The organism is Streptomyces sp. NBC_00154 (assembly GCF_026342835.1).
In the GTDB taxonomy this organism is placed as follows: Bacteria; Actinomycetota; Actinomycetes; order Streptomycetales; family Streptomycetaceae; genus Streptomyces.
Genome location: NZ_JAPEMI010000002.1, coordinates 925305 through 940112, shown reverse-complemented (window position 1 = coordinate 940112; position 14808 = coordinate 925305). Strand labels below are relative to the sequence as shown.

Here is a 14808-nt window from a genome sequence, read left to right as displayed (position 1 = left end):
GGCTGACATCGCGGTGGCGGTTGATCCGGTGAGGGCGAAGGACGTGCCGAAGCCCGCTGCCATCATCGGCGCCACGAGCACCGCCTGGGGGTCGGTGTTCGGCAAGGGAAATACGCCTGAGCGGCAAGAAGCCCGGCCCTCGGCCGGGCTGTATGCGTCGGGCAAGAGGGCGACCGCAAGGCGCTAGATGACCGGCGCGCGAAGGAGCCGCTCCTGGGTGGCCTCGGGCAGCACTCGGCGCAGGACCGGTGCTGTCGAGCTGAGGGAGGCGGCGAAGGCGGCCACGAGGTCTTGCGGGACGCTGGCGGCGAAGGAGGCCGCCCACAGGCACGGTGCGCCGAGCGCGGGCTCGGGCCATGCTTGCCATCCGGCCGGTCCCGCCTCGTCGGCCTCGGTGGTCAGGACGCCGACCCCCGCGCCCCCAGCGACGGAGGAATCGCCCGCATGCCGGGCACCGCCCCGCTCCACCTCCACCTCCACCTCCGCCTCCACCCGGTGGAATACCGAGGATTCGACGCTGACTTCCGGGACTGTTTCGAGCACCACGGTGACGAGTTCGTCTACGTGGTGGACGGCAAGATGGAAGTCGAACTGCAGACTCCGTCCGGCCCGCGTCTCGAACACCTGGGCCCGGGCGGCAGTCTCATCTACCCGCGGGTGGCGTCCCGCACCGCTGGCTTGGCCTCGGCGACCGCGACCGCGTCCGTATCCTCGCGGTCCAGAACGCACCCGGCACCGACGACCAGCACCCCGCCGACCCAAGCCCGCGCTGATCAAGTGTGCGATCGCCCTGGGACCCGCGCTATGGGACGTATTCCGCCGGGGTGGTGGACGTCGGCCGAGTCTGCTTCTCTGCCTCTGTCTCGTCGTCCGCCGTGCGTGCCGGGCGGGTCCGGTTGAAGGCCAGGTTCAGCCCGAACGCGATCAGGGTCGCGCTCGTCACCGGTGAGCCCAGCACGATCCGCACACCGTCGGGGAAACGGGAGTAGAGGTCCGGTGCCATGTCGGGCGCCATGCCCACGCCGATCGACACGGCGACGATCAGCAGGTTGTGCGTTCCCTCGAACTCGACCTTCCGCAGTGTGCTGATGCCGACGGCAGCGACCGTGGCGAACATGACCAGTCCCGCCGCGCCCACGACGGGTCCGGGCAGCCCGGCCACCACCGCCCCTAGCTTGGGAACCAGGCCCAGGACAACCAGGATGGCGCCCGCGACGGTGGCCACATGGCGGCTGCGCACCCGGGTCATCGACACCAGGCCCACGTTCTGGGCGAAGACGGTGTCGATGAAGGCGTTCATCACTCCGCCGAGCACCCCGGACAGGCCGTCGGCGGCCAGCCCGCGCGCCATGTCGGCGGTCGTCAGCTCCTTGCCGGTGAGTTCGGCGACCGCGATCAGGTCCGCGGTCGACTCGGCGAACAGGACCAGCATCACGACACACATGGAGATGACCGCGACGGGCGGGAACTCGGGCGCCCCGAAGTGGAACGGAGCGCTCACCCCGATCCAGTCGGCGCCACGGGCGGCGGACAGGTCCACCAGACCCAGCGGTACCGCGACCGCGGTACCGGCCAGCAGCCCGAGCAGGACACCGGTCTGGGCCAGAAAGCCCCGGCCGAACCTCGCCACCAGCAGGATCACGATGACGACGAGGGCGGCGAGGGCGAGGCGGGACGGCGCCGCGTAGGCCGCCGCCTTGGGGTCGCTGCCGACGACAAGGTTGACGCCGACACCGATCAGCGCCAGGCCGACCACGGTGATCACCACACCGCTCACCAGCGGCGGGAAGAAGCGCGCTGCCTTGGCGAACGGCCAGGCGACGAGCAGGCCGAAGATCCCGGCGGCGAGCATCGAACCGTATACGGCCTGGAGCCCGTACTCACCGGCGATCAGGATCATCGGCGTCACGGCGGTGAAGGCCGCGCCGGCCATCACGGGCATGCGGACGCCGAGCACCCGCCCGACGCCCGCGCCCTGGATCATCGTCACGACGCCCGCGACCAGCAGGTCCGCATTGATGAGCAGAGCGATGGTCGAGGCATCGAGCCCGGCGGCCGCACCGAAGACGAGCGGCACCGTGACACAGCCCGTGTACATCACCAGAACATGCTGGAGACCCAGCACCGCGAGCCGCCCGAACGGCGCCCGCCGCTTCACGGACATCATCACAACAGTCCCCTTCTATCCTGCGAAGTTGGCGGCGATGCGCTGCTGGATGTACTGCTCCGCCGTGAGCGGCGGATACCGGCCATCCGGCCCCTCGATCACCACGTCACGGTCGGCCTGGGCGAAGAAGGCGATGCTGTAGCGGGCGCCCCGGTCCTCGCCGGGGCCCGGGGACTTGACCCGGTGGAAGTTGGACGGAAGCCGGTCGTCGCTCCACCGCATCAGCATGTTGCAGGTGATGGCGTCGGCCGAGGGCACCACGGGAGTCCACTCCTGGGCCTCGGCCTCCTTTCCCGGGCACACCTGCAGCCCGCCCTGGCCGTCCCGCTGGAAGAGCAGCGTCAGGCAGTCGAAGTCGGTGTGCGCACCGGCGCGCCACACGTTCGGGTCGGGCTCGGCGTCCTCGGGGAGCGCGAAGTAGTGCAGCATCCGCAGGGTGGACTGGTAGTGCATGCTCTGAGGGTCGTGGGCGCGGGTAAAGAAGTCGCTGTCGAAGCCCAGCTTGTCGGCGAAGCAGGACAGGACCCGCATCGCCACGTCGCGGCAGCGCGTCTCGAAGTCGAGGGCGCGCAGCCCGAATTCGGGCAGGACGTCGTCGGGCCAGAGCCCCTCCATGTGAGGGCGGGTGACCTGTTACGACTCCTTCTGGTCCGGTGTCCCGACGGACGGCCTGACCTGGGTCATGGACTCCCACCCGGAGTTGAGGCCCTTCTTCAGCCCGTGCCGGGCCTTGTGGGCCTCGTAGACCGTCGCGGCTAATTTTTGGGATAGAGGTGGCGCAGTTTGATGCGTGCGTCGTGGGTGGTGAACTGCCAGTCGACCTGACGTTGGTCGGTGTTGGTGGCGTTCTGCCAGGCCGAGAGTTCGGTGTTGAGGTTGTCGAGGTCACCGATCCGGCGGTCGAGGCATTGCCGGGTCAGCGCGGAGAGTTCGATCTCGGCGATGTTGAGCCATGACCCGTGTTTGGGCGTGTGATGGATCTCGAGGCGCTGGGCCAGGGCGAATGCTTCTTCTGGTTCGAATGCCTCGTACAGTGAGGCGATGCCGTGGGTGTTGAGGTTGTCCATCACCAGCACCACGGATTCGACGTCGGGGTAATCCACGCTCAGCAGCTGCTTGACCTGGCCGGCCCAGTCGATCCGGGTCCGCTGGGACAGCGCCTGGACTCGACGCCACCCGCGAAGGGGTTCGACCCACACGAAGATCGAGCACGTGCCGCAGCGGATGTACTCGCTGTCCTGGCAGGCATCGCGACCAGGGCGGGCCGGGAGCGGGTCGCGGACATGGTCGAGGAGCTGGTAGGGCTTCTCGTCCATGCACACCACGGGACGTGCCGGATCGTAGGGCCGGGCATAGATGGCCAGCACGTCTTCCATCCGGGCCGCGAACTCCGCGTTCGCTCGCGGTGGGATGGTCCAGCACTTTCTCAGATGAGGACGCAGTTGCGTTTTTTAAGACCCGCCCGATGGTGGAGTGGTCCAGATCGGGGATGTCCTCGACCAGCGCGACGTGCTTCTCCAACAGCCGCAGCGACCACCGGGCATAGCCCTGGGGTGGCTGTGAGCACGCCATCGCGATCAGCCGGGCTTCGACCTCGCCGGTCACCGGCGAGGGCACCGGCGGGAGGTCGCGCTTCTTCCGCGCGATCGTGGCGTGAACATCGCCACCGGTCTCGGCGAAACGCTTGGCGACCAGCCGCAACGTCTCACCGGAGACACCGAGCCGGGCCGCGATCGCCTCCTTGGTGTCCACCTCACCCACCGAGCTGTCCAGTGCAAGCAGCACCCGCGCACGCATGATCATCGAGGCCCCACGAACACCCGTCGTGGTCACTCGGACCAGCTCCTCACGATCCTGCGCGGTCAACCTGACCGGCCGCTTCTTCTGCGAACCCACAACAACAGTCCTATCTGGCAAAGGGGAAGGAATCTGCCAGACACCAACCTCCCAGTCAGGTGCACCATAACTAAGCGGCGACACGCTACTCGGGCAGCGCGAAGAATTCCTTGGCGTTCGTGAACGCCTCGTCCACCAGGGCCTGTTCGATGCCGTGGTTGACCAGCTGGAAAAACCCGATGTCGGTGGCCGCCGCCCACAGCTCCTCGGTGATCTCGGCCTCGCGGGCCTCGAAGTCGGAGAGGTCGATGCGGCGGATCTCTCGCGCCGTGGTCTCGGTTCCGGCCCCGCCCATGCGGGTTTCCTTGTCGAGTTCGGCGAGTCCGTACGTCGATTGGGGCGTCGTGTGCGGCACGGCACGCGTCGTGATGTCAGCCATCGCGGCAAATACTCCTGAGTACGTCGGAGTGGTGTTCTCCGAGTCCTACGGGGTGCAGTCACCGCCCCTGCCCCCCCCCACCGCGGACACACAGAGATCCGCGGGCACGGTCGGCCTCAGACCCGTCCGTGGGCCCGGCGCCGTGGGCTGGCATACGCCCCGTCGATAGGGGCCATGCGCGATGAAGTCATCCTGGCGGCACCGTGTTTCGTCCGGGAACCAGTTCTGTTACTGCGACAGCACATCCACGAGGAACTCCGGGGGAAGGCGGGCACTGCGCCCGTCGCGCACCGCAAGGCACGCGTAGTCCCGGTCGAAACGCTGCAGCACGAGGTCGGCCTTGGTCCCCGGCACCACACCGTCCGCGCAGGCGTCGAGCCCGAGGACATGGTGTTGGACGGGGTCTTCATCGCCCTGGCCAAGACCGCAGCGCAAGCTGCCCGCAGTCAGGAGCGCAAGGCATCAAATGGAGCCTGGTGGGTGACGGTCCGGGACCGCGCGGCTCTCGATGGCCGCGGCGAACGGAGCGATCTCATGAAGTAGCTCATGCCTCCGCGCAGGATCCGTCACGTTCGGCATTCACCCGTCATTCCTCTCGTGCCCAGCGCGTTTCCTCTTCTGCGGTGCGCTCGTATTCGTCCCTGGCTGCGCGCGCTTCGTAGAGCCTCTGAATCTCAGGACCTGAGGCAGGACGTGTCCGTATCCCGAAATTCGACAAGGTGCGCATCGTCCACGTGGCGGGTTCCAGGAGATGCAGGGCGGTTTCGACGAGCCGGCTCGCGTACTGGCCACCGGACAGCCCATCCGGCTCCGCATCACCGCCGACGACGTCCCCACATGGCTGGCGATGTCGGAGGAACACAAGCTCGCCCTGCGCGCCTTGTGCCTCCGCTCCATGCTCCTGGTCCCGCTGTGGGCCCGCGGAAGCCCGCTGGGACTTGCACAGTTCGTCCGCCGTCAAACGGCAGACCCCTTCGACGACGAACTGCTTCTGGCCCAGGAGATCGCGTCCAGAGCAGCGGTGAACAGCGACAACGCCCGTCTATACCCAGGAGCGTTCCACCGCACTCACCCTCCAACGCAGTTTGCTGCCGCAGCACGTGCCGACGGAGTCCGCCGTCACAGGCGTCCTTGGGAGCGACGCACGGGTGCGCGTGTCGTGCTGCGGGCGACCCCACCATCCAGCAGATCCTCGGATGCGGTCTCCGTGCGGGCCGGCGGTGCCGGGATCATGCCCGTTGGTCATGTCCGCGCCGCCGTGTGGCCAGGTCAGGCGTGCGCAGTCTTCAGCTGCGGGTAGACCGCGTCGAGAGGAGCACTGAGTGCGGCCTTGAGCTGCACGGACGTCTCATCGGCGAGGACCTCGTATTCGCCGGCCTCGACGGCCTCGAACACGATGCGGACAAGGTCCGCCGGCTGGGTCTTCGAGTCGGTGGCGTGCGCGGCCATCGGTGTGTCGACGTAGCCGACGTGCACGCCGACGACGTGTACGCCTTCAGGGGCGAGTTCCAGGCGCAGCGAGTTCGTCGACGACCAGAGCGCTGCCTTGGTGGCGCTGTAGATGCCGGCGACGGCCCACCAGCTCAGTGCGGAGTGGATGTCGATGATGACCGACTTGGCCTTGGCAGACAGGATCGGTGCGAAGGCGCGGGCGAGGAAGAGCGGGCCGAGGAAGTTGGTCTCGACGTTCCGGCGGATCTCCTCGTCGGTGTGGGTGAGGATGCCCGCGCTGGAGACGGATGCGCCGGCGTTGTTGATCAGCACGGTCACATCCGGTGCGGCCTCGACGGCGGCCTGGATGGAAGCGGGATCGGTGACATCCAGGGGGAGGGGCACGATGCGCTCGTCGTCCCAGGCGAGGGGGTTTCGGGCGGTGGCGTAGACCTTCGCGGCTCCGCGGGCGAGAGCCGCGTGGACGAAGTGGGTGCCGATGCCACCGTTCGCTCCGGTGACGAGGACGACGGCTCCGTTGAGTGAGGGCATGTCCTGCTTCTTCCTGTTGTGTGTTGGGCGCCATTCGGCGCAGTGGGTCTGGTTGGGGTGCGAGCCGCCCGCCCGTGCGGGGCGAGATCGGGTCGGGCGGCTCACGGGCACACGATCAGGCGTGTGCCAGGGGCGGGTAGTCGGTGTATCCGGCCTCGCCGCCGCCGTACAGGGTGGCCGGGTCCACCTCGTTCAGCGGTGCGTCGGTGCGCAGGCGCTCGACGATGTCGGGGTTGGCCAGCGCGAACCGGCCCAGCGGGGCGATGTCGGCCAGGCCCGCGTCGATGTCGTCGGCGATCTGCTCGCGGGTGCGCCCCAAGCGCACCACCACCAGGGCGGTCGGCCACACCTCGCGGAAGGAGCGCAGCAGCTCGTCGTCGCCGACATGGTGGACGTGCAGGTAGGCAAGGTTCAGGGGCGCCAGCTCGCCGACCAGGTGCCGATACTGGGCGCGGACGCTGTCGGTGTCGCCCTCGTCGATCCCGCCCAGCGGCACAGCGGGGGACAGGCGGATTCCGACCCGGTCCGCTCCGATTTCCTCGGCCACCGCCCGGGCGACCTCGATAACGAACCGGGACCGATTCTCCAAGGAGCCGCCGTACTCGTCGGTGCGGTGGTTCGCGTTCGGGGAGAGGAACTGGTGCAGCAGGTAGCCGTTCGCGCCGTGGATCTCCACCCCGTCCGCGCCGGCGGCGATCGCCGAGGCCGCGGCGTGCCGGAAGTCGGCAATCGTGGCCTGGATGTCGTGGACGGTCATCTCGCGCGGCGCCGGCGTCTCCTGCAGCCCTGTCGCGGTGAATATGTCGTCGTCGGCGGAGATCGCCGACGGTGCGACCGACTGACGGTGATGCGGGGTGTTGTCGGGGTGGGATATGCGCCCGACGTGCATCAGTTGGATGTACAGCGCCCCACCGCCCGCGTGCACCGCGTCGGCGACCTTGCGCCAGCCCTCGATCTGCTCGGGGGTGTAGATGCCCGGCGTGTTCGGATAGCCCTGACCATCGCCTGAGGGCTGCGTGCCCTCGGTGATAAGCAGCCCGAGGGAGGCGCGCTGACCGTAGTAGGTCGCCGCCAGCGGACCCGGCGTGCCGTCCGCGTTCGCCCGGCTGCGGGTCAGCGGCGCCAGCGCCAGCCGGTGCGGAAGCTCGACGCGGCCGAGCTTGAACGGCTGCCAGAGGGAAGAAGACGTGGTCATGAGGTGCGTGGTCCTTTGCGTCGTTGTGTCGATCGGTTTTCGGTGTCGCTGGTGCGGATCAGGATGGCCGGGCATCGTCGTGGGAAGATGACGGGAGTACATATCTGAACCACATCAGTAGCGACTTCACTCATAACTGAGCGCAGTCAGGAATCATTCCCGAAGGGCGATCCGCATGCCACTCGCTTCCCAGTCGGCCGGCCGGCGCGAGCGGAACAAGCAGCAGAAGCTCGACCGAATCACCGCCGCCGCCCGAGAGCTGTTCGCCGAACGCGGTGTCGACGAGGTCACGACCCAGCAGATCGCCGACAAGGCCGACATCGGCACCGGGACGTTGTTCCTCTATGCCAAGACCAAGGGTGAGCTCCTTCTGCTCGTACAGAACTCCCTCTATGTCGAAGCGCTCGAGCGGGGCCGGGCGGATGCCGAGAGCAGTCCCGAGGTGCTGGATGCGGTGCTGGCGATCGTCCGGCCGATCGTGGAATGCAACCGCACGCAGATCGACAACGGGCGTACCTACCTGCGAGAGATGGTCTTCGGAGACCCCGAGGAGCCCCGCCACCACGAAGCTCTGACCATCACAGCGCAGACCGAGGAGGCCATCGCTGCCGTGCTGCGCCGAGACGAGCGGGTCGGGGAGGGTGCTGCCGCGACGTTGGCGCACATCGTGTCCGCCGTCATGTTCCTCAGCATGGCGGCGAGCGTGAACATCGCCTCGAGCGTCGATGAGATCCTGCAGGAAATCCGGGGGCAGGTCGGCGTCGTACTGCCTCGCTGACGGCACAGGTTCCCCGTCCTCTCGGGTGCACGGCCTGTGGAACGTGACCGCTGCCATGGGGTTCTCCGGTGCGAGGGTTATGAGGCTTCCGTCACGCGCCGCTTGCACGCAGATGAGGCGCTGACAGCTTCGGCGCCCGCCTGATCGCCGGTGAGACCACGGGGCGACCGCGCCCGCTTGGAACCCCCGCTGACTGAACAGGTGGATAGGGCAAACCTCCACCGCATGCGGGCGGCCCCACCGATGAACTTCAGTGCGACACCCCCGGGCGCATACCGCGGAGAACGCGGCCACCCCCTGGAAGTCACGCTGCCGTCGGCCGGGGTGTCGGTTCGCACCGGAGCGGGCTGAGCAGACGATTGGCGGCGCGACCGAGCAGCCTGCCGGCGCGATCGGTGAAAGGTTCCCGGCTGCGTGCACCTCCGCACGCAGGCGCGAGGTGTACGCCATGCCTTGCGGGAGGGTGGACTGGACGGCGCAGCCCGCCGCCGAGTCGAGCAGGGTGGCGAAGATGCCGCCGTGCACGCTGCCGATCGGGTTGTAGTGCTCCTCACCCGGCGTCAGCGAGAAGTCCGCCTTGCCGGGCTCCACCTCGTCCACGGCGAAGTCGATGGCGTAGTTGATGGGCGGCCCCGGCAGTTGCCCCGCCTGCACCTCGCGCAGGAAGTCGATACCGGCCATGCGTCCGGCGGCTTCCGCCAGGATCGCGGGATCTTCCCATTGATACGTACGTGTTCGTCCCACGACCGGGTGCCTCCATCTGACTTTTACGAGTGAAGCTAGCTTCTGGCTCACCTGGCTGTTCAATAACGAAGTCAGGGCCTTACGATGACTGGATGGAGTGGCTTGAGACGAGCACGGAGAACTGCCCCGTCCAGCGCACGCTCGACGTGGTGCAACAAATGGACGCTGCCGATCCTGCGTGACGCCGTCAACGGAGTCCGCCGCTTCGACGACTTCCACCGCCACATCGGCCTGTCGGAGACCGTCCTCAGCGACCGCCTCCGCAAGCTGACCTCGGCCGGCATCCTGAAGACCGTCCCCTACCAGGAGCCCGGCAGCCGCTCCCGCAACGAATACCGCCTGACCCGCAAGGGCTGGGACCTATGGCCCGTCCTCATGGCGCTGAGCCAGTGGGGCGAGACGTACACCCTCGGCCCCGAGGGCCCCGTGCTGGATGTCCGCCACACCGAGTGCGACGCCCCGGTCCGCGTCGTCGTCGAGTGCTCCGCGGAGCACTCCGCCCTCACCCCTGGGGAAGTCACCGCCCGGCTGGGACCTGGTGCTCGTCTTCGGTCGTGAGCCATCGGCCTCGTAGCCGCGGGCCAGACGGCGGTGGAACATCAGCTCTTCGGTCGCCAGGAACGACAGGTGCTCGCCCCCGACGATGACGTGTCGCAATCGTCGATCCGCATGAACCGCTCAAGCCCGATGTCCACCTCCGCCACCGCATCGATGAATGCACCGAATGCACTCCACGGTGGGGCCCCGCGCACGGCCAGGAGTTCACGGCGCAGCAACTCACGTGTGCCGATGGCCGGTTCGGACATGAACCGATCCCGCACGATGACTATACATTTCATATAGTCCTTGCTAGCGTCCGCTTCATTACGAAGGCGTCGCTGGGCGGTCAACGTGTGCTCACAACGGGAGCGGCGCGCCGACGATGATCGCGAAGTCCCGCCCCTCGGACCCGAATTCGGACTCGCCGCACTGAACGTGGACGCGGACAAAAACCCCATGACTGAAGACGAGGCATCCGCATGACTGAATACGAACTCGCCGACAAGGTCGTACTCATCACCGGCGGCACCGGCGGGCTCGGCAGCGCGACGGCTCGGGCTCTCCTCGCCCGCGGCGCACGGGTCGGCATCGTGGATCTGCATCCGAACACGCCGGAGATCGCAGCACGCATCTCACCGTCCGGCGTCGTCGGCTTCACTGCAGACGTCTGTGACCGCGACACGCTCAACGATGCCGTAGCCCAGCTATGTGAGCGGTTCGGGCGGATCGACGTCGTGATCGCGAACGCCGGCATCATGGGACATGGCTCCACACTTCGCACCATGCCCGCACCCGCGATCGACAAAGTGCTGGCCGTGAACGTCAACGGTGCTATCAACACCGTGAACGCGGCGATGAAGCAGATCGTCGCCAACCAGGGGCAGGTCGTACTGATCAGTTCGGTATTCGCCTTCCTCAATGGCATGGGGGCGATTCCCTACGCCCGAGCAAGGCCGCGGTTGAGCAGCTCGGACGCGGACTCCGAGTGGAACTCGCCCAGCACGGCGCTTCTGCCACCACCGCCTACTTCTCGCTGATCCAGACGGACATGATCAGAAACGGCGTCGACGAGGACCCGACGATCGGCAACCTCCTGTCCAGGACAACGCCGCGACCGCTGCGCAAGCGCCTTGAACCGGACCAGGCTGCCCATGCCATCGTGCATGCCATCGAGCACCGTTCACCCCGCATGTTCCGGCCGGCTCGCTGGACACCGCTGTCCGTCTTGCGAGGGGTGATCAACCCGGCAATCGACGCGCGTCTGGCACGTGATCTCAAAGTACGCGCGCTGCTCGGCAAGCTCGAAGGACGTTGAGTCCGGTAGCAGCGGTCGTACGAGGGCCAGGCCGAATGGAACGCCCTGGCCCTCGCGTTGGCCCGTCAGAACGTGTCAGTAGAGTGGAACACATGGGAGCGGTACGCAGATACGGGCAGGCCTGCCCACTCGCCACGGCGATGGACGTGCTGGGCGAGCGCTGGACCGTACTCATACTCCGCGAGCTGTTGCTGGGCCCGAAACGGTTCACCGAGATCCTCGGCCGCATGCCGTCGATCGGACCGAATCGCCTCACCGACCGGCTTCGCACTCTGCACGCGATCGGCGTCGTCTCCAAGGCCGAGCCGACGCCGGAGTACACCCTGACCGAGTTCGGCGAAGGGCTGAGAACCCCGATCATCGGACTCGGACTGTGGGGCCTGGGCCTGATGAGCAACGGTGTCGATCCGTCGACTGCTCGGACGGACATGGTGGCGCTGTGCATGACCGTGGCGATCGCCCCCGGCCGGCTGGCCGGCCTTGCTCTTGAGTGCGACGTCGATGCCGGCGAACGGTTCTCCATGACCGTCGGCGACGGTGCGCTCCAGGTCCGGTCCGCACCGTCACCCGCAGCGTCGCCCACCACTGTGGCCTGCGACGCAGGAACGTTCATCGCGCTGTCGCTCGGGAATGAGAAGCCGTCCGCCGCCACCGAGTCCGGCCGCCTTGCGGTGGACGGCGACGCCGAGGCCGTCAATCACCTCTTCACGGCCTTCGCCGAGGCGGCCCGACGGCTCACCACTGACCGGTCGGCCTGATCAGGCATCGGAGAGCAAGCTGGTGCTGCCCGCGGCGATCGTAAGGTCGTCGCGGGCAGCACCAGCGGGCCTGAGCGGGCCTCAGGCCCCGCGCTTGCGACGGAAGGACGTCCTGCCGTTGCGCCGCACCATCGAGACAGTGGTGGCCAGACGCCCGCGGCGCAGGTCGGGATCAAGTCCGGCGCCCAGTCGGTGCAGCTGGTCGGCATGCCAGCTGAGGTCGAGCACGCCGTCGAGTGCCTTGATGTCGGCGACCTTGCCGAGCACGCGGCGCATCCCGTAGCGCATCTGGTGTGCGACGACTGCCTCGGCGCGCCCCGTGAGGATCACATCCGCGGCATCGGGCGTCGTGGCGGTGGGCCGCCCGATGCCGACGACGTCGCACTCTCCGGCGGCGACAGCCTCCGCCATTCCGTCGCGGGAGCGGAAGCCACCCGTGACCGCGATCGGGATGTCGCCCACCAGGCCGCGCACCGTGCGGGCGTACTCCAGGAAATAGGCCTCACGGGCGCGCGTCGACGCCGCTGCGGAACCCGCCATCGCCGGCGACTCGTAGTTGCCGCCGCTGACCTCGATCATGTCGAGTCCTTCCCGCGCCAGGGCCGCGACGACTGAGCGGGACTCCTCCTCGGTGAAGCCACCGCGCTGGAAGTCGGCCGAGTTGAGCTTGACGGCGACGGCAAAGCCCGGTGACACCCGTGACCGTATGCGGCGCACGACCTCGAGGACGAAGCGCATCCGCCGCTCGGGGTCGCCGCCCCACTCGTCGTCGCGCCGGTTCGACAGCGGGGAGAGGAACTGGTTGACCAGGTATCCGTGAGCTCCGTGCACCTGCACCCCGGCGAAGCCGGCCGTCTCGCACACCGCGGCCGCGGTCGCGAACCGCTCGATGATGTCCTCGATCTGCGCGGACGTCAGCTCGCGGGGCTTGGCGGCGCCGGGCAGGTTGAGCGGGATCGGGCTGGGCGCAACCGGCGTGTGCCCGAGTGCGAGCACGTTGGACTGGCGGCCCGGATGGTTGAGCTGCACCCAGGTCGGGATGCCGGCGTCCTTGGTCGTCGCGGCCCATCGCGTGAGCGCGGCAAGGTCGCGGTCGTCCTCGATGACGACGTTGCCCGGCTCGCCGAGTTGGGTGCGGTCGACCATGACGTTGCCGGTGATGATCAGTCCGTACCCGCCCCTGCTCCAGGTCCGATAGAGCTGTTCGAGGCGGTGGTCCGGGGCGTTGCGCTTGTCGGCGAGCGCCTCGCTCAACACGGACTTCATGATCCGGTTCGGCAGCACCTGGCCGTTGGGCAGGGTCAGGGGGTCGTGCAGGGTGGGCATGTGCGGATCTCCTTCGGTCGGGGGGAGTGCGTGGGCAGGGGTGTGCAGGTGCCCTTGAGCGGTCGGGCATCGGCCGGCTCGATCCGCGGCCTCGACCGAGTTGCCCGACCGCCGATGAGCGCCGGCTCTGTTCAGCGGGGCCGGTCAGGCAAGTTGGCGCTTGAGGATCTTGCCGGTGGAGGTCAAGGGCAGTTCGTCGACGAACTGGACGATGCGCGGGTACTTGTACGCGGCGAGCCGCTCCTTCGCCCAGGCGGCGAGCTCGTCCTCGGTCGTGCCGCTCCCGGCCTTCTTCACCACGACGGCCTTGATCTCCTCGCCGTGGGATTGGTGCGGTACGCCGATGACGGCGACCAGCGAGACGGCGGGGTGCTCCATGAGCACCTCCTCGAGCTCGCGCGGGTAGACGTTGAAGCCGCCGCGGATGATCATGTCCTTGGACCGGTCGACGATGTAGTAGAAGCCGTCCTCGTCCTTGCGGGCGAGGTCGCCGGAGCGGAACCAGCCCTCCCTGATCGCCTCGGCCGTCGCCTCGGGCCTTTTGTAGTAGCCCTTCATGACGTTGTGTCCCTTGATCGCGATCTCCCCGATCTCGTCGGGGCCGCCCGTGACCTCGGACCAGTCGTCGCGGATGAGCTTCATCTCCACGCCCCGGATCGGCACCCCGATCGACCCGACGCGGGGTTTTTCGCCGAACCGGGAGAAGGACGCGATCGGGGAGGTCTCGGACAGTCCGTATCCGTCGAGGATCGTGACTCCGAAGCGTTCCTCGAACTGCTTGTGGATCTCGGCGGGCAGGGCTGAGCCACCGGCCCCTGCCACGCGAAGGTTGGCTGCCAGGCGGGCGACGTCGACCGTCTCGTCGAGTGCCGCGAGAAGACCCCAGTACATCGTCGGGACCCCGGCGAAGAACGTCACGTCGTGGGTGAGCATGAGACGCAGGGCGGCCTGCGCCTCGAACCTCGGCTGCATCACGATCGTGCCGCCGAAGGCGAAGGCGCCGTTCTGGATGACGGTCTGGCCGAAGGCATGGAACAGCGGCAGCACACACAGGTAGGTGTCGGGGCGCTCTGGATCGGCCGCGAACAGATCGATGCCGATGAGCGCGTTCTCGTACACGTTGCGGTGCCGCAGCTCCGCGCCCTTGGGGTGACCGGTCGTGCCGGACGTGTAGAGGACCACCGCGGTGTCGTCGTCGTCGCGTTCGACCGTCCGGAACGTCACGGGCTGCTCGGCTACGACCGAGGCGTACGACTCCGGCGTCTCGCCCCCGGACCATGGGGCGCCGCCCTCGATCAGGAAGAACTCGGTGCAGCCCGCGCTCGCCTGGAACCCCTCCCACGCGGCCTCCCCGACCGGCAGCTCCGGCGTGCCCTCGAAGGCGAAGTACGCCTTCGCATCGGAGTCGGTGAGGTGGTGGGCGACCTCGCGGGCCTTCAACAGCACGTTCAGCGGCACGACCGCGGCACCCGCCTTGAGGATGCCGAAGTAGATGCTGGAGAAGTGGGGCAGGTTGGGGCAGGACACGGCGACCTTGTCACCCGGCTGGATCCCGCGCGAGACGAGCAGGTTCGCGACACGGTTGGCAGCGGAGTCGAGGGCGTCGTACCTGATCCGGTCGTCACCGAAGATGATCGCGGTGCGCTCCGGGTATCGGGACGCGGAATCCGTCAGCAGTCGTGACACGTTGCGGCTCGGGCTGAGCATCATTGCTCTCCTGGTTCTCG

At 67.9% G+C, this 14808-nt stretch carries 14 protein-coding genes and 5 pseudogenes; 7 read left to right on the top strand and 12 right to left on the bottom strand.

What is annotated here, in order from left to right:
* Window positions 1–183: 183 nt before the first annotated feature.
* From OHA03_RS40770 to OHA03_RS40750, 6 genes and pseudogenes are all read right to left on the bottom strand, one after another.
* Window positions 184–405: pseudogene (locus OHA03_RS40770) on the bottom strand (DUF317 domain-containing protein); the annotation flags it as partial.
* A gap of 397 nt (window positions 406–802) precedes the next feature.
* Window positions 803–2167, bottom strand: a complete 1365-nt coding sequence (locus OHA03_RS40765) for a nucleobase:cation symporter-2 family protein (protein ID WP_267009007.1) — start codon at window positions 2165–2167, stop codon at window positions 803–805.
* A gap of 15 nt (window positions 2168–2182) precedes the next feature.
* On the bottom strand, window positions 2183–2782 hold the full coding sequence (locus tag OHA03_RS40760) for a 2OG-Fe(II) oxygenase family protein (protein ID WP_267009006.1): 600 nt from the start codon (window positions 2780–2782) through the stop codon (window positions 2183–2185).
* A gap of 140 nt (window positions 2783–2922) precedes the next feature.
* The gene (locus OHA03_RS40755; RefSeq protein WP_267009646.1) at window positions 2923–3579 is read right to left on the bottom strand and encodes an IS630 family transposase; all 657 of its coding nucleotides are present in this window, start codon (window positions 3577–3579) and stop codon (window positions 2923–2925) included.
* 100 nt (window positions 3580–3679) lie between these two features.
* A pseudogene (locus OHA03_RS48155) lies at window positions 3680–3964 on the bottom strand (helix-turn-helix domain-containing protein); the annotation flags it as partial.
* Window positions 3965–4148: 184 nt separating this feature from the next.
* Complete coding sequence (locus tag OHA03_RS40750) at window positions 4149–4442, bottom strand: 2-oxoglutarate and iron-dependent oxygenase domain-containing protein (protein ID WP_267009005.1); 294 nt, start codon at window positions 4440–4442, stop codon at window positions 4149–4151.
* Between the two features lie 174 nt (window positions 4443–4616).
* Here OHA03_RS40750 and OHA03_RS40745 point away from each other — a divergent pair, with 174 nt between their 5' ends.
* Both OHA03_RS40745 and OHA03_RS40740 read left to right on the top strand, forming a co-directional pair.
* Complete coding sequence (locus tag OHA03_RS40745; protein WP_267009004.1) at window positions 4617–4985, top strand: hypothetical protein; 369 nt, start codon at window positions 4617–4619, stop codon at window positions 4983–4985.
* Between the two features lie 229 nt (window positions 4986–5214).
* Window positions 5215–5563: pseudogene (locus OHA03_RS40740) on the top strand (GAF domain-containing protein); the annotation flags it as partial.
* Between the two features lie 148 nt (window positions 5564–5711).
* On the opposite strand, the gene OHA03_RS40735 reads toward OHA03_RS40740, so the two are convergent.
* Together OHA03_RS40735 and OHA03_RS40730 are read right to left on the bottom strand one after the other, a co-directional pair.
* A complete protein-coding gene (locus tag OHA03_RS40735) occupies window positions 5712–6425 on the bottom strand; it encodes an SDR family oxidoreductase (RefSeq protein WP_267009003.1) in 714 nt (237 codons plus the stop codon).
* A gap of 115 nt (window positions 6426–6540) precedes the next feature.
* Entirely contained in the window at window positions 6541–7620 is a 1080-nt protein-coding gene (locus OHA03_RS40730; RefSeq protein ID WP_267009002.1) for an alkene reductase, read from the bottom strand.
* Window positions 7621–7795: 175 nt separating this feature from the next.
* Between OHA03_RS40730 and OHA03_RS40725 the strand changes: the two genes are divergently transcribed.
* The gene (locus tag OHA03_RS40725) at window positions 7796–8398 is read left to right on the top strand and encodes a TetR/AcrR family transcriptional regulator (protein ID WP_267009001.1); all 603 of its coding nucleotides are present in this window, start codon (window positions 7796–7798) and stop codon (window positions 8396–8398) included.
* 435 nt (window positions 8399–8833) lie between these two features.
* Here the strand turns inward: OHA03_RS40725 and OHA03_RS40720 are convergent.
* Window positions 8834–9142: pseudogene (locus OHA03_RS40720) on the bottom strand (PaaI family thioesterase); the annotation flags it as partial.
* A gap of 92 nt (window positions 9143–9234) precedes the next feature.
* Here OHA03_RS40720 and OHA03_RS40715 point away from each other — a divergent pair.
* Window positions 9235–9700 (top strand): annotated as a pseudogene (locus tag OHA03_RS40715) (winged helix-turn-helix transcriptional regulator).
* 41 nt (window positions 9701–9741) lie between these two features.
* Here OHA03_RS40715 and OHA03_RS40710 read toward each other — a convergent pair.
* A complete protein-coding gene (locus OHA03_RS40710) occupies window positions 9742–9948 on the bottom strand; it encodes a hypothetical protein (protein WP_267009000.1) in 207 nt (68 codons plus the stop codon).
* 213 nt (window positions 9949–10161) lie between these two features.
* On the opposite strand from OHA03_RS40710, the gene OHA03_RS40705 reads away from it, so the two are divergent.
* The 3 genes from OHA03_RS40705 to OHA03_RS40695 all read left to right on the top strand — a co-directional run bounded on the left by OHA03_RS40705 (window position 10162) and on the right by OHA03_RS40695 (window position 11755).
* Window positions 10162–10719: an SDR family NAD(P)-dependent oxidoreductase gene (locus OHA03_RS40705; protein WP_267008999.1), complete on the top strand. Its 558-nt coding sequence runs from the start codon at window positions 10162–10164 to the stop codon at window positions 10717–10719.
* Window positions 10668–10997, top strand: coding sequence for a hypothetical protein (locus tag OHA03_RS40700; protein WP_267008998.1), 330 nt, complete (start codon window positions 10668–10670; stop codon window positions 10995–10997). Before OHA03_RS40705 ends, OHA03_RS40700 begins: the two co-directional genes overlap by 52 nt.
* 92 nt (window positions 10998–11089) lie before the next feature.
* Window positions 11090–11755, top strand: coding sequence for a winged helix-turn-helix transcriptional regulator (locus tag OHA03_RS40695; RefSeq protein ID WP_267008997.1), 666 nt, complete (start codon window positions 11090–11092; stop codon window positions 11753–11755).
* A gap of 81 nt (window positions 11756–11836) precedes the next feature.
* Here the strand turns inward: OHA03_RS40695 and OHA03_RS40690 are convergent, their stop codons facing one another.
* Both OHA03_RS40690 and OHA03_RS40685 read right to left on the bottom strand, forming a co-directional pair.
* Entirely contained in the window at window positions 11837–13081 is a 1245-nt protein-coding gene (locus OHA03_RS40690) for an NADH:flavin oxidoreductase/NADH oxidase family protein (RefSeq protein ID WP_267008996.1), read from the bottom strand.
* Between the two features lie 144 nt (window positions 13082–13225).
* Window positions 13226–14791 (bottom strand): long-chain fatty acid--CoA ligase, encoded by a 1566-nt coding sequence (locus OHA03_RS40685; RefSeq protein WP_267008995.1) that lies wholly within the window; start codon window positions 14789–14791, stop codon window positions 13226–13228.
* Window positions 14792–14808 lie beyond the last annotated feature (17 nt).

Coding starts and splice junctions, on each gene's coding strand:
- OHA03_RS40765 (WP_267009007.1), bottom strand. CDS start 2,167: ATGATGTCCGTGAAGCGGCGGGCGCCGTTCGGGCGGCTCGCGGTGCTG.
- OHA03_RS40760 (WP_267009006.1), bottom strand. CDS start 2,782: ATGGAGGGGCTCTGGCCCGACGACGTCCTGCCCGAATTCGGGCTGCGC.
- OHA03_RS40750 (WP_267009005.1), bottom strand. CDS start 4,442: ATGGCTGACATCACGACGCGTGCCGTGCCGCACACGACGCCCCAATCG.
- OHA03_RS40745 (WP_267009004.1), top strand. CDS start 4,617: ATGCGCGATGAAGTCATCCTGGCGGCACCGTGTTTCGTCCGGGAACCA.
- OHA03_RS40735 (WP_267009003.1), bottom strand. CDS start 6,425: ATGCCCTCACTCAACGGAGCCGTCGTCCTCGTCACCGGAGCGAACGGT.
- OHA03_RS40730 (WP_267009002.1), bottom strand. CDS start 7,620: ATGACCACGTCTTCTTCCCTCTGGCAGCCGTTCAAGCTCGGCCGCGTC.
- OHA03_RS40725 (WP_267009001.1), top strand. CDS start 7,796: ATGCCACTCGCTTCCCAGTCGGCCGGCCGGCGCGAGCGGAACAAGCAG.
- OHA03_RS40710 (WP_267009000.1), bottom strand. CDS start 9,948: ATGTCCGAACCGGCCATCGGCACACGTGAGTTGCTGCGCCGTGAACTC.
- OHA03_RS40705 (WP_267008999.1), top strand. CDS start 10,162: ATGACTGAATACGAACTCGCCGACAAGGTCGTACTCATCACCGGCGGC.
- OHA03_RS40695 (WP_267008997.1), top strand. CDS start 11,090: ATGGGAGCGGTACGCAGATACGGGCAGGCCTGCCCACTCGCCACGGCG.
- OHA03_RS40690 (WP_267008996.1), bottom strand. CDS start 13,081: ATGCCCACCCTGCACGACCCCCTGACCCTGCCCAACGGCCAGGTGCTG.
- OHA03_RS40685 (WP_267008995.1), bottom strand. CDS start 14,791: ATGATGCTCAGCCCGAGCCGCAACGTGTCACGACTGCTGACGGATTCC.